This window comes from Mycoplasma sp. 125, from assembly GCF_051549845.1.
GTDB lineage: Bacteria > Bacillota_I > Bacilli_A > Mycoplasmatales > Metamycoplasmataceae > Metamycoplasma.
The window spans coordinates 528,896-542,771 of sequence record NZ_CP196079.1 but is presented as its reverse complement, the minus strand read 5'-3'; the positions used below and the strand labels follow the sequence as shown (position 1 = coordinate 542,771).

At 29.6% G+C, this 13,876-nt stretch carries 11 protein-coding genes and 1 pseudogene; 9 read left to right on the top strand and 3 right to left on the bottom strand.

Annotation, left to right across the window (positions count from 1 at the left end; translation table 4 throughout):
• The first annotated feature begins 4 nt into the window (after positions 1-4).
• Positions 5-2,863: a cation-translocating P-type ATPase gene (locus ACSH4Z_RS02285; RefSeq protein WP_438340369.1), complete on the top strand. Its 2,859-nt coding sequence runs from the start codon at positions 5-7 to the stop codon at positions 2,861-2,863.
• 55 nt (positions 2,864-2,918) lie between these two features.
• Here the strand turns inward: ACSH4Z_RS02285 and ACSH4Z_RS02280 are convergent, their stop codons facing one another.
• Together ACSH4Z_RS02280 and ACSH4Z_RS02275 are read right to left on the bottom strand one after the other, a co-directional pair.
• Positions 2,919-3,863 carry an IS3 family transposase gene (locus ACSH4Z_RS02280; protein WP_438340913.1) on the bottom strand — a complete coding sequence of 315 codons (945 nt, stop codon included), beginning with the start codon at positions 3,861-3,863 and terminating at the stop codon, positions 2,919-2,921.
• 116 nt (positions 3,864-3,979) lie between these two features.
• Positions 3,980-4,267 (bottom strand): annotated as a pseudogene (locus ACSH4Z_RS02275) (helix-turn-helix domain-containing protein); the annotation flags it as partial.
• A gap of 246 nt (positions 4,268-4,513) precedes the next feature.
• Between ACSH4Z_RS02275 and ACSH4Z_RS02270 the strand changes: the two are divergent.
• Positions 4,514-6,169: a hypothetical protein gene (locus ACSH4Z_RS02270; protein ID WP_438340368.1), complete on the top strand. Its 1,656-nt coding sequence runs from the start codon at positions 4,514-4,516 to the stop codon at positions 6,167-6,169.
• 307 nt (positions 6,170-6,476) lie between these two features.
• Complete coding sequence (locus ACSH4Z_RS02265) at positions 6,477-6,821, top strand: hypothetical protein (RefSeq protein WP_438340367.1); 345 nt, start codon at positions 6,477-6,479, stop codon at positions 6,819-6,821.
• Between the two features lie 113 nt (positions 6,822-6,934).
• On the opposite strand, the gene ACSH4Z_RS02260 is transcribed toward ACSH4Z_RS02265, so the two are convergent.
• Entirely contained in the window at positions 6,935-7,798 is an 864-nt protein-coding gene (locus ACSH4Z_RS02260) for a diacylglycerol kinase family protein (RefSeq protein WP_438340366.1), read from the bottom strand.
• A 71-nt stretch (positions 7,799-7,869) separates the two neighbouring features.
• Between ACSH4Z_RS02260 and lepA the strand changes: the two genes are divergently transcribed.
• The 6 genes from lepA (at position 7,870) to ACSH4Z_RS02230 (ending at position 13,665) form a co-directional block, all read left to right on the top strand.
• Positions 7,870-9,666, top strand: a complete 1,797-nt coding sequence (gene lepA, locus ACSH4Z_RS02255; protein ID WP_438340365.1) for a translation elongation factor 4 — start codon at positions 7,870-7,872, stop codon at positions 9,664-9,666.
• A 23-nt stretch (positions 9,667-9,689) separates the two neighbouring features.
• Positions 9,690-10,595, top strand: a complete 906-nt coding sequence (locus ACSH4Z_RS02250; protein ID WP_438340364.1) for an MSC_0882 family membrane protein — start codon at positions 9,690-9,692, stop codon at positions 10,593-10,595.
• 6 nt (positions 10,596-10,601) lie between these two features.
• Positions 10,602-10,826, top strand: a complete 225-nt coding sequence (locus ACSH4Z_RS02245) for a YneF family protein (protein WP_438340363.1) — start codon at positions 10,602-10,604, stop codon at positions 10,824-10,826.
• Positions 10,827-11,056: 230 nt separating this feature from the next.
• Positions 11,057-12,109 (top strand): alcohol dehydrogenase AdhP, encoded by a 1,053-nt coding sequence (adhP, locus tag ACSH4Z_RS02240; RefSeq protein ID WP_438340362.1) that lies wholly within the window; start codon positions 11,057-11,059, stop codon positions 12,107-12,109.
• A gap of 785 nt (positions 12,110-12,894) precedes the next feature.
• A complete protein-coding gene (locus tag ACSH4Z_RS02235) occupies positions 12,895-13,278 on the top strand; it encodes a hypothetical protein (RefSeq protein WP_438340361.1) in 384 nt (127 codons plus the stop codon).
• 186 nt (positions 13,279-13,464) lie between these two features.
• Positions 13,465-13,665 (top strand): hypothetical protein, encoded by a 201-nt coding sequence (locus ACSH4Z_RS02230; RefSeq protein WP_438340360.1) that lies wholly within the window; start codon positions 13,465-13,467, stop codon positions 13,663-13,665.
• Positions 13,666-13,876: the final 211 nt, after the last annotated feature.

Sequence of the window (13,876 nt, the reverse complement as noted above, 5' to 3'; positions counted from 1 at the left end):
ACTTATGAAAAAAGAAAAGATCGAAAAATACCCAGAAATTAATGATGATATGTTAGATACTAGGATAAAAGAAGGGTTAACTTCAGCTGAAGCTGCTCATCGCCAGGAAACATTTGGTTTAAATGAATTAAAGAAAACAAAGAAAATAAATCCCTTTTTTACATATTTAACTCAATTTAAAGATATCCTTGTAATTATTTTGTTGTTTGCCGCATTGTTATCATACATTTTTGCAATTATTAGCGCATCTAATAGGCAATGAAACTTTAATACAGAATTAGTTGTTGAATTTATTGAACCATCAATTATATTATTTGTAGTCCTAACAAATTCTCTTGTTGGCGCAATTCAGGAAATAAAAAGTGCAAAGGCTGTTGATGCATTAAGTAAATTAAATCCCTTGCAGGCCAAAGTTATCCGTGATGGTATATTAATTTCAATAGATTCAAAAGATGTTACGATTGGAGATGTTATATTGCTAGAAGCTGGCGATGTGGTGCCTGCTGATGGTTATTTATTATTTTCTTCGAATTTATCGTCAATTGAATCCTCACTGACGGGTGAAAGTGAACCGGCAATAAAAGATTATAATTTCAAGAGGAATTTAGATTTACCTTTAGCTGATCGTAAATTTATGTTATATTCATCTTCAATTATTGCTAGCGGAACTGGTTATTATGTCGTTAGTGCTATTGGACAACAAACCGAGCTTGGTAAAATTTCATCACTTGTAAGTAATCAAAAAGAGGCTATGAGTCCACTACAAATTAAAATTAACAAATTAGGAAAAATATTTGGATATGTAGGACTTGGATTATTTTTATGTAGCATGCTAGCACAAATTTTGTTTGCTGTCTCAAGCCCTTCTTTGTATAAGGAAATGACCTTTTGAAGTACAGTTATTGTTAATGGAGTTTCACTAGCCGTCGCCGCCATTCCTGAAGGTTTAATTGCATTTACTTCAATTATTTTGGCAATAGGAGTTCAAAGAATGGCTAAGAAACAAGCAATTGTCAAGGATTTGATGGCAGTTGAATCTCTTGGTAGCTGTGCAGTTATTTGTTCTGATAAAACAGGTACTTTAACTCAAAATAAAATGACAATTGTTGACATTTTTAGTTCAGATAATAAAAAACTCAGTGATACATCGATGAATGAAAAATATCTAAAAATTATTGAGTACGGTTCACTTTGTTCGGAGGCAAATTTATCACTAGATAATGGAGAATTTAAGGCTGTTGGCGATCCTACAGAGTCATCGTTTTTATATGAATTATATAAGCATTCAAAATTTATGACCAAGGCTAAACTTGAATCACAATACAAGCGTATTCATGTTTGACCATTTGATTCTGATCGTAAATTGATGACTACTATCAATAAGATTGGCGATAAATATATAGTTATCGTTAAAGGTGCACCTGATGTTTTAGTTAATAGAACATTAACAACTATTTATGAAAAAAATAGCATTTTTCATATTAATAATCAATGGTCAAATGAGTCATACCGAGTATTGGCGGTTGCATCTAAAGAAATAACTAAATCAACTTTAGAGGAATTGCTAGCTAAGAAGAATAGTGATCAACTTGATTTTCTAGAGAATAATTTACATTTTGAAGGTTTAGTTGCTATGATTGATCCTCCTAGAGAAGAAGCAAGAGACGCAATTTCAATTTGTCGTCAAGCCGGTATCAAACCAGTAATGATTACTGGTGATAATATAAATACAGCTATTTCAATTGCTAAAAAATTAAATATTTTTAATGAAGGCGATCTAGCGATAACTGGCATAGAGTTAGATAAAATTAGCGATCAAGAATTAAGCCAAAATATTGAGAAATACTCAGTTTATGCTCGCGTTAAGCCAGAAGATAAACTTAGAATTGTAAATGCTTGACAAAAAAGAAATCAAGTTGTAGCAATGACCGGCGATGGAGTCAATGATGCTCCTGCCTTAAAGGCATCTGATATTGGCTGCGCGATGGGTATTACTGGTACAGAAGCCTCAAAGCAAGCAGCCAATATGATACTAGCTGATGATAATTTTACAACAATTGTTTCAGCCGTAAAAAACGGTCGTTCAATATATCAAAAAATAAAAAATGTAATTCAGAATTTGCTAATTACTTCTGTTGCTGAAATTATATTAGTTTTTCTTGGATTGTTGATATTTAAGGCTGTATTTCATAATTGAGATGTTTTGAAGAATAAAGAAATATATATTTTATCAGCAACACAACTTTTATGAATTAACTTATTTACCCACGGTTTTCCGGCCATCGCTTTAGGACTACAAGATACAAAAGAAGATTATATGAATCGACGTCCTCTTTCAAAATATGAGTCAATATTTGCTAATAAAATGGGTATAAATATTTTATGGCAGGGCATCTTAATAGGTATTATATCAATGATTGGCTATTATTTGGGTGCTTTATGGGCTTATAATCAAGGTCTTGGGCCTGATCAAATAATTAGTGCCGCTTCAACTATTGCCTTTTTAATTCTCGGTATTACGTCAGCTTTTAACTCCGTTAATTTAATGTCTAAAAAACCAATAATTCTTTCAAATCCATTATATTATTGAAAGGTTTATGCATCTGTTATCTTCTCATTGTCATTTTTATTGCTTGTTGCCCTTGTTCAAAAAATAACAATAGCATTTAAGGGATATGAGGATATTTCATCATCACCGACATTGCTTGCTTATGGGCTTGGCCTTCCATTAATTATTATTCCTATTTATTTTGTTCATAAGGTCATATTATTGTTAATTGAAAAAAGAAGAAGTAAAAATAACTCTATTGTGAATTTCGAAATGATATTAACTCCAAAAGAAAGAAAACAAGCTAAAAAATAAGCTTAAATTATCAAAAAATGATATGTACCCAGAATCCTGGACACATATTTATTAACTAGGCAACACAAATGGATGTTTTCCTGTATTTTACAGGAGGCATCCATTTTGTTTTTGCCTGAATTCTTTTATTGTTATAATAATCCATATATTCATCTACAGCTTTTGAAAAAGATTGGAAAGATTCAAAGTCTTTTTCAAAACCATAATACATCTCATTTTTCATTCTGCCAAAGAAAGTCTCCATAATACAATTGTCATAACAGTTTCCCTTTCTAGACATTGATTGAATAATCCCTTTTTCTTTTAATCTGTTTCTATAATAAGCATGTTGATACTGTCACCCTTGATCAGAGTGAAATATTAAGCCTTCTACATTTGAGAACTTATCAAATGCATTGTCCAACATTCTCTTCACCTGTTCTAAGTTTGGATGTAATGCTAAGTTATATGACACAACTTCATTTGTATGCATATCTAATATAGGGGACAAGTAACATTTACCCCATGAGAAGTTAAATTGTGATACATCTGTAGTCCATTTCTGCAAAGGCGCAGTTGTACGAAAGTCTCTGTCTATTGCATTATCAACAATCTTTCCAACTTCTCCCATGTAAGAATGATACTTCTCTTTTGGTCGCTTTCCTAATAGAGATGCTTTATGCATAAGACGTTGAACTCTTTTATGATTAACCTGATAACCTCTTTTTAAAAGTTCCTGGTGAATACGCCTTACCCCATATCTTCCTTTATGTTCATTAAAGATATCTTTGATTTCATTTAATAATTCTTCGTTTCTTAATTCTACAACATCTACCTTATTTATCTCAAAGTAATAAGTTGATTTTGCCATTCGGGTAGCTTTAAGAAGATGTTTTAATTGATATCCTTTTTCACGGAGTTCTTTGATGAGTGCTGATTTTTCGCCTTGAGTAGTGCAGCTTTCATTTCTTCTCTCAAGGCGATCTCTTTTTTTATTACTTCGTTTTCTGCCTTGATATATTCATTTTCTGCTCTTAAACGAATTAATTCTTCGTATTCGGATTCTTCAAGTTTTATGCGATTGTTATAATTAATCTTTTTCATATCTGGATTCCTTGATTTATGCCCTTTCTTTTTATCGATAAGACCATTATATCCATAAATTTCATATTTGCGAACCCATTGATATAGAATTCCTTCACTTATTCCTGCATTAATCGCAATAGAACTAATCGAATTTCCTGCAAGCACTCGAGATACTAACTCATGCTTTTCTTTTGAAGACCAAGCTTTATTTTGTAATTTGTGCTTTAACGCCTCAGGTCCACGTGCATCTTCGATTCTGACCCATTTTCGAACTGTGTTTCTAAATAATTTTTTTGAAACACCATCAGGCGTGTCTGGGGATATACCTTGTCGATACATTTCAACACACTTTCTTTTAAATTCATAATCATAGCGCATAAAAATAACCCTCCTTACTGGTTTTTATTTGTCCAGTAAAGAGGGTACATATCAAAAGTCATTTTTTTGCGTACTATATATATAATTATCATATAAGATCCACCCGTAAATAAACTTATGGTTTAAAATCTTGACTAAAATTTATCTAGTTTAATTTAATATGTGGTGAAATATAATCCATTTTTTATTCATTGAGGAGTTATTTTTATGAGAAGAACTAAAAAAAATAAATTAGGAATATACCTTGCGATTGCATCAGGGCTGGTAGTTACTGCCGGAGCAACATTAACTTATGTTTCACTAGTTAATAAAAATCAAAATTTATTAAATAATAGGATTTCGATTATTAAACAAAAGGAACAAGAGATTGAAGTTGCAAAGAAAATACTAATAAAAGCACAGCATACATTAAATAACACTAAAATTAAACAAAAAGATTTAATTAAAAATCTTGATTTAACTAATCAAGAAATAGGTGAATTATCTAGCAGAGATTTTAGTCTTAATCAAACTATAAAACAATTTAAGAATGAAATTAGTAATTTAGATATAAAACTTGCAAATACCTCACTACAACTTGAAAGATCTAAGAAGTTATTAGATCAAACTACTCAAAATAGATTAAATGTAGCATCTGAATTAGAACAAATAAAGAAAAGAATTAAGCAAAAAGAAAACGATATATTCTTAAAACAGGAAGCCATAACAAAAAATGAACTAGCAAAGCAAGAATCTGATAAACAATTAGTTATAGCTAGCGAAAAATTAAAAAACATGAATGAACAACTTATAGAGGCAGTTAATGAGCACATTGCTGCTAGGGAAACGGCAGCAGAGTTTAGTCGTTATATAAGATTTGTTCTCAGACCTAAACATGAAAAAGTACACGAGCAATTTGCTGAAAAAGAAAAGGAATTGGAAAAAGTTCGAAAAGAATATGAATCATTAATGCATGATTTAGATCATATAAATGAAAGTAAACCCGAATTAGAGGAACGATTAACTTTATATAGTAAGGATGCTAACAGATACAAATCTGAGTATGATAAAATTAATAATCAATTAAACGAAGCGCTAAAAGGTGAAAATAAAGATGTTGAAGCAATAAAGGGTTTAGTTTCTGATGCACAAGATTATTACCATTATTTTATGAGTGAAAAGGAAAATAAGGATAATGTTGAACAGCAATTATCGAATCAAATTCCTGAACAAATTAGTGATTTAAATGAAAAAATTTCTTCTGTAGCTAAAAAATTAGAAGACACTGAAAAGCAAGTTCGTATTGCTTATGAAGCCTTTCGAGCTTCGTTTGATGAATATAATAATAAGATTGGTACTAAAAACATAAATAATCAAAAAAAGGTTAGTGAAACTTATAAAGAGCTAACAAAGGCTAGAGAAAATTACAATTATGCTTTAAATAACTTTCAAGCCGCAAACATTTTAGTAGAGCACAGAACCCAAAAATTTAATCAAGTAAAACAAGAATATATAGACCTATTTAAAGAAAAAGAAATATTAGAATCTAACAAAGCGAAACTTGAAGAAGTTCTAGAAATTGCAAATAAAAAAGAACAAATTATGAACTCAGAAAAACTTAATAAGATTGACAGTGAATATAAAGATTTAAATAAACAAAAAGAAATGTTAATACAAAAATATCAAAATGCTAAAAATGAATTAGCTTCGTTGTTTAAGCAAAAAGAGTCGTTTAAACAGCAAATTATAGATATTCAAGCAAGTGTTGAAAATACGGATAAGGCAATTTCATTTTTGGCGACGGACGTATTATCAAAAGCAAAAATATTAGAGCACAAAATTAAGGAATTAGAACAAATAAAAAATAAGCTATCAGTTATTTAAAAATCTATAATAATTAATGAAGTTTATCAAAATGAAAACAAAAAATGTTTTAACAAAAAATATCTTGTTATATTTCAGGATGTTTTTTTGTTTTCTAAAACATAAAAATTTTATGATAAACATAGGAAATAAATCAATAGAATACTTTCAATAAACAACTGCCTTCTTGATAGTAAAATCACTAGAAAAAGCTAAAAAGCGCCCTATTTTAGACGATATTCGTATATATATATATATATATAGTATTATTTATATGGAACATTTAATAATGTTATATTTATTTATATATTGAAAGGATATTAAAAATATGAAATTCTGTGGAAAATGTAATAAGCATTTTGATGAATATGTTAAGTTTTGTCCAATTTGCAGCGCAAATCTTTCTAACAATTCTAATAAGCAAGTAAAGAATAATACACAAAACAATATTTTTGCGATTCTTGGATTGGTTTTTGCGTTTTTTATGCCTTTATTAGGTTTGGCTTTTAGTATTGTTGGTCTTGTACAATCTAAGAATCTTGGAGGATCTGGTAAAGGATTGGCGATAGGTGGTATTGTTGTTTCATTAATATTACCAATTTTAATTTTTTCATTAATTTTTGGTCTCGCCTTGCACGCAGCTGCTGCTAGCCTGCCTTCTTATAATATTTAATGAAAATTTTAAAATATTTGGATATTTGTCCAAATATTTTTAATTATTGTTTTGCACCTTAAATTTGTTTCAGTTATAAAAAACTACTAAAAGTTTAAGCTGTAGCAAAAAAATTATTTTTTAAATTCTATAATAGATCCAGTTTCAAATATTTCGCCATCAATTTGCGAAAAATCATTGGTTATATTTTCGATTTTGATCTCATTGCCAAATATTTGTTCAACGTTTTTTATTGCAGTATGCATTCCTGAGTAGACTAGCATAAAAGCACCGAGAAGTTTTGTAATTGCTAAATCATGCACGACAATAACACATAATTTATCAGATAGTATATCAGCATTTGGAGCAATTTTCATTCCTCCGCCATAATAAGGCCCATTCATTACTGAAACAAGATTTATGTTATTAAAAAAATACTCTTTTTTATCAACAGTAATCTTTATGTTGTTTAATCTCTTATATTTTTTTAAACATTCAATTGTTGTTCAAAAAAAAGAACCCCTTGCACCTGACTTCTTTTTTTCATTAACAGTTTTAGCAATTAGAGCATCAATTCCAAAACCAGTTCCATTCAAGAAATATCTATATGTATTTCCTGACTTAATTATTGGCAATTTTTCAATAAACTCATTAATTTTGTAAAGATGTCGCGATTTTTTTTCTGGTTTATGGTGGATCTTAACATTTCGCACAAAATCATTTCCCGTACCCGCCTTATATGCATATATTTCTGGTTTAGCGCATGATTGTTTTAAAGTGTTAATAATATGTGTTAGGGTACCATCACCACCAATGATTATAATTTTATCCTCGTTAGTAAGGCGGTCTAGCAGGGAATTGTTATTATTGCTACTTGCTACATTGATAATTTTTAAGGAATCCTCGTTCATTATTTTGACGATTTTGGAAACAATATTGAATATTTTTGATTGATTTCTACCTGTTTTTGATAATGAGTTATATAAAACGTATAGCATGGAAGTATTATATAATAATATCATTAGAAAAAAGTATTAAAAATCCATTTTAAACTTATAATTATAAAAATATGACGAATCCTAAAATTAGAAACTTTGCAATAATTGCACATATTGACCATGGAAAAAGTACATTAGCAGATCGTATTTTGGAACAAACTAATACAATTACAATGCGTGAATCAAAACCTCAAATTCTAGATTCGATGGATCTGGAGCAGGAAAGAGGAATTACTATTAAATTAAATGCTGTTCAGATTAAATATAAGGATTATATTTTTCATTTGATCGATACGCCTGGTCATGTTGATTTTACCTATGAAGTAAGTAGGAGTCTAGCAGCCTGTGAGGGGGCTATTTTATTAGTTGATGCAACACAAGGTATTCAAGCACAAACATTAGCTAACGTTTATTTAGCCATTGAAAATAATCTTGAGATAATACCGGTTATAAACAAGATTGACTTAATTAGTTCAGAACCGGAAAGAGTTAAGAAAGAAATTGAAAGTATAATTGGCATTGATGCAAGTGATGCAATTTTAATTTCAGCTAAAACAGGAAAGAATATCGATAATGTTATTGAAGCAATTATTGAAAGAATACCTGCCCCCAAAGAAGCTGATCCCAACAAGCCTCTTAAAGGTTTGATATTTGATAGTTATTTTGATAATTATCGAGGGGTTGTTATCTATACGCGTATTTTTAATGGCGAAGTAAAACCAGGTGATACCATTTACTTTATGCAAACCAAAAAATCATATATGGTTACAGAATTAGGCGTTAAGAATCCTTATGAAGAAAAAAGAGATAAACTTTCTGCCGGTGAAGTTGGTTGGATCACTGCATCAATTAGGGATGTTAAGGATGTCGCTGTTGGTGACACTATAACTTTGTTAGATAATCCTGTCGATTATCCTCTTGCTGGATATAAAAAAATGAAGCCTGTTGTTTATACTGGATTCTTTCCCGTTGATAACAGGGATTATAACGCCTTAAAGGACGCTTTAGAAAAAATTAGTCTTTCTGATTCTTCAATAATATGAGAACCCGAAACCTCAAAGGCCCTTGGATTTGGCTTTAGAATTGGTTTTCTTGGTCTATTGCATATGGACGTTTTACAAGAAAGACTTGAAAGAGAATTTAATATTGATATATTAGCAACTGCCCCTTCTGTGGAATTTGTTGTTACTCTAACAAATGGTGAGGTTGAATATATTACCAATCCTTCATTATTTCCTGATCGTAGTTATATTAAAACTATTGAGGAACCATATATCCGAGCATCAATTATGTTAACTGAGGAATATATTGGGTCTATTATGGAACTTTGTCAATCAAAAAGAGGGAAGTATATTAATATTGAGTATTTAGATGAAAAAAGAAGACGTTTAATATATGAACTTCCACTAAATGAAACTATATTCGATTTTTTTGATCTAATGAAAAGCTACTCAAAAGGTTATGCTTCTTTTGATTATGAACATATTGGCTTAAGAGAAAGCGATCTTGTTAAGGTAGATATAATGTTGAATGGGGAAAAAATTGACGCTTTAGCGCTAATTGCTCATCGTGATTTCGCATACAATAAGAGTCGTGAATTAGCCGAAAAACTTAAGGAGGTAGTACCAAGAAAAAATTTTGAAATTCCGATTCAGGCGGCGATTGGTGGTAAAATTATCGCAAGAGAAACAATTAAGGCTTATCGTAAGGACGTAACTGCTAAACTTTATGGTGGAGATGTTACAAGACGCCAAAAATTGCTAAAGAAGCAAAAAGAGGGCAAAAAAAGAATGAAACAGATCGGTAGTGTTGAGGTGCCACAAGAAGCTTTTTTAGCAATCTTAAAAACAGATAACAATAAAAAATAGGTCATGAGAAAGGACTGCGCTTTATGGAATTAAAACCAATTATAACCAATAGTTCTCAAAGTAGCGATGTAGTTGCAAAATATTCTGAAATGTTAACTGTTAATAATATGTCAGGTGCAGAAATCAAGACAAAATCATTAAGTTCCAACATTAAAAAAACTCTCGACCCAGAAGGATTAATACCAAATGGAATATATAAGGTTTTCAGAGCTGAAAAATCATTAAAAAAGTTTAGCATATCAGCTTATTTATTTGTATTTTTTTTGGCATTAATATCTTGCTTATTATTTGCATTTGCGCCCTCATTATTTTCTAGTTATCTAAGCAAAGATATTAAATTAGTCCCATGAGGGTGATATGTTTCTCCAATCCTATTTGGATTAATATCGTTAGTCTTACTTATTTTGGATGTAATAGATTTGAATGCACTATCTAAGTCTGTTGATGATTATCGTGAAAAAATAAAACAAGGAATTAGTTTTGCTCCACCTTTTATTGCCTCATTGTATGAAAAACTTATGAGAAGACAAGTTAGAATTACATGATTTGTTGTTGCGATTTTATTTTATGTGGGTTTATTTACTCTTGCCTTTTGAGGCCTTAAGGATGCTCAGTGATGAATTCTGAACTTTAAGGATTGAATACACAAGGCTTTTTCTGACCCAAATTTAGTTATTTATATTCTTTGTGGAATAATGCTTGGGGTTTTACTTTTATTTATTATTGGAACAATCCAAAGAAAAAAAAGAATGGTTGATATTCAAGTTTTTTTTGGTAGTGACGTGATGAGCAATACAGAACTATCAAAAATAAGAGCAGAAGCACATAAGTTTTGAGCTAAAATTTTTTTTATAAGTGTGTTAGTGCTTTTAGTTATACCTATTATAATTTTATTAATTGTTAAAAGAATTATGAAGAGAGGAAGATAAAATATTATGCCTGTATGAGGAATCGTTTTATTAGTAATTTTACCTATCATATTTGGAATTGCTGGTGCTATTTTAGCTATTTTTATAACAAAGAAAAAATTTGAAAAGCAATTAAAAGAAAACCCACCAATCAATGAAAAGATGATTAGAGTTATGTTTCAACAAATGGGTCGCAAGGCTTCTGAAGCGCAAATTAGAAGCGTAATGCGTTCGATGAAACAAGCAAAATAGAGTGTGCCAAATAATGAGCACATTCTATTTTTATTATTTATTCATGCGTTATGAAATTTTTGTGTTTAATATGCATTATCGATATTTATTATTAAATATTTTTTTGAATGCTATGAGTATAGTTACTAACAACAAGCACAATATCAAACCGACATTTTTAAAATATGATAAGTTAGAATATTATTGATATAATTTAAGTTAAATGTAAATAACTTTGGAGGTATATTAGAATGACAAAAATGAAAGCATTTGTTGTGAGGGGGCCAAAGGATTGATCGATAACAGAAGTGGCTATTCCTAAACCCAAATATAAGGAAGTATTAATAAAAATGGAAACAAGTGGAATATGCCATACTGATTTGCATGCAGCTAATGCTGATTGATTAGTAGATCCAAAATATCCACTCATTCCTGGACATGAAGGGATCGGAATTGTTAGTGAACTTGGAGAAGGATGTACAAGACTTAAAGTTGGTGATCGTGTTGGTTTGGCTTGGCTTCATGACACATGCGGCCATTGTGAGTTTTGTTTAACCGGAAGAGAAACTCTATGTCCTAACCAAAATATGACTGCTTATACAAAAGATGGCACATTTGCTGAATATGCTATTGGTCATGAGGATTATGTAGCAATTATTCCTGAAAAATTTGATATTGTTTCTGGCGCGCCAATTATTTGTGCTGGTGTTACAACATATAAGGCTTTAAAGAGAACTAACATTAAACCTAATAATTATGTAGCGGTTATTGGTGTTGGAGGATTAGGTCAACTTGCGATTCAATATGCAAATGCAATGGGATATAAGGCTATTGGAATAGATATTAGCGATGATAAGGTTGACTTAGCATTGAAGAGTAAGGCGGTTGCTGCCTTTAATTCACGAAAAGATCCTGATTTTATAAGTAAAATTATGCAGTTAACAAACGGTGGAGTCCATGCTGTTATCAACACTTCAGTACATCCGACAGCAGCCGAACAAGGAATGGCAATATTACGGCGTGGTGGGCGCCAAGTTTTGGTGGGATTGCCGGCCAAGGATGCTATGGGAAAGGTTGATATTAATGTTTCTATTTTTTGAACTGTTCTGTTAGAAAAAGAATTGGTTGGTTCAATTGTAGGAACTAGACAAGATCTTAAAGAAGCAATTGAATATGCAGCTGAGGGAAAGGTAAAATCAGAAGTTACAAAAATTGTTAAACTTGAAGATGTTGAAGAAATTTTTGAAAAACTTGAAAAAGGCGAATTTCTCGGAAGAGCAGTTATTGATTTTAGAACAAAATAATTTTTTAAAAATATACCAAGTAGAATAATATAAGTCTCTAATACTACTCAATTAATATGAGTAGTATTTTTAAAAAATGAATATAAATGTTAAATTGTAACAAAAATGATCCATCTATTATATATAGTAAAATGTTATCGGTGATTTTATTATGTGCGAAATAGAATTAAACTATTTTCACTTAAATCCTTACATAAAAAAATTCGGACCCTGAATATTTTTACCTCATTAAACTATATAAATTTTATTCATTTTTTCTTCTATTATTTTCTTGATGTATTCGCTGGAAATTTAATATTCTGTATTTATGAATACAAAATGTTTTTTAGAGAAGTAATTAAGATTTTTAGCCAATATTTTTCCTAGTACTCCGTTATCTTATAAATATTCTTTATTTACATTTTTTAAAAATAAATCATTTTTTAGCTCGACCGATCTTCTTCATCTTTTGAACTCTACTTTGTGACTTAAGCTGGCGTTTTTTCTATTATTCTGTATGAATTCGTAATCTCTTAGAATTGCAAAGCATATATCAATTTTTAGTTGTATTAATAAAAGGAATTTGTATTTGGTTTTATAAAATAAATTTCATTTAATTTTTTGTGATTTTGTAAAAAAATTCATATTGATCAAAACCTTAGGAATAAAAAGTCATCAATCATATGTCTATCAATTAAACACTTGTCAAATTGTTGCATATTTTTAATTTGTTCTAGTCTATACTTGAAAAATATTTTTTGGTTTTATACCCATTATTTTTCAAATCATTCATATAGTTTAGAAAAATGCTTGTATCAGTCAGCCTTTTGTCAATAATTTTAATACCGTGCTCATTTAGAAAAGGAGCAATATTTTTTATAACAGTAGATTTTTTGCTTGCTCCCATTCCTGAAAATGTAATTCTTAATGTTGTTCTCCTTGAAGTTGCAAAATATAGATATAATGAAATTGAAAAATGGATAATGTTTATGATCAAAGTATCGAAATTTGGAAAGGCAACACCAGAGAAAAACGCAAAGCATATTATGTTTTTTAAACATCATACAATTTACGAATCTTTAAAATCTGACGCCATTATTGTTGAAGCGGCTACTGATATTGAATTTAATGTTGCTAACAGTATAGCAGACACTAATTTATATTTAAAATTTGAGCCAAATTCTAAATAATTTATATTGAATATTTTTCCTAATATATTGTTGGTAAATGGGTTTGAAAAGTAAAATATTACAAAGAAAATTAAAAAATATAACGCAAATAATAGTGACGAATATAATGAACTTCTTGGCTCACTTATTTTGAAATTTTTCTTGATTTTTTTATTAATTAATATCGATATCAATATTGCTATATAAATGAATTATAGAATTCCATCAATGACTAAGCCATTTGCAAATGAAAAGAATGCGTATAAAATTGCATTGAGTATTTCGGTTAAATATACCGTTGTTTTTTTCTTTGCAAATCAATATATTGAAATAACTCCTAAAAACCCCGATAAGGCAACAAAAATATTTGTTATCTTTTTTATAATGAGATCAGAGAGCTCCATATAAATGTTTTGGTGTCAATATTAAATATTGAAAAAATAAAAAGAACCAGTACGATTATGATAAAAAAAGAAATTTTAATTTTTCTTCTATTTTTAATAATTTGTTTCATTTATTTTAAAGGAGTAGGTGCTTAGATTGTTTAATATCTGTATATTGCGGTTAATAATTGTAGTTAAAAAATAATAATAAAAATACAAATACGCCTTAATTTAAG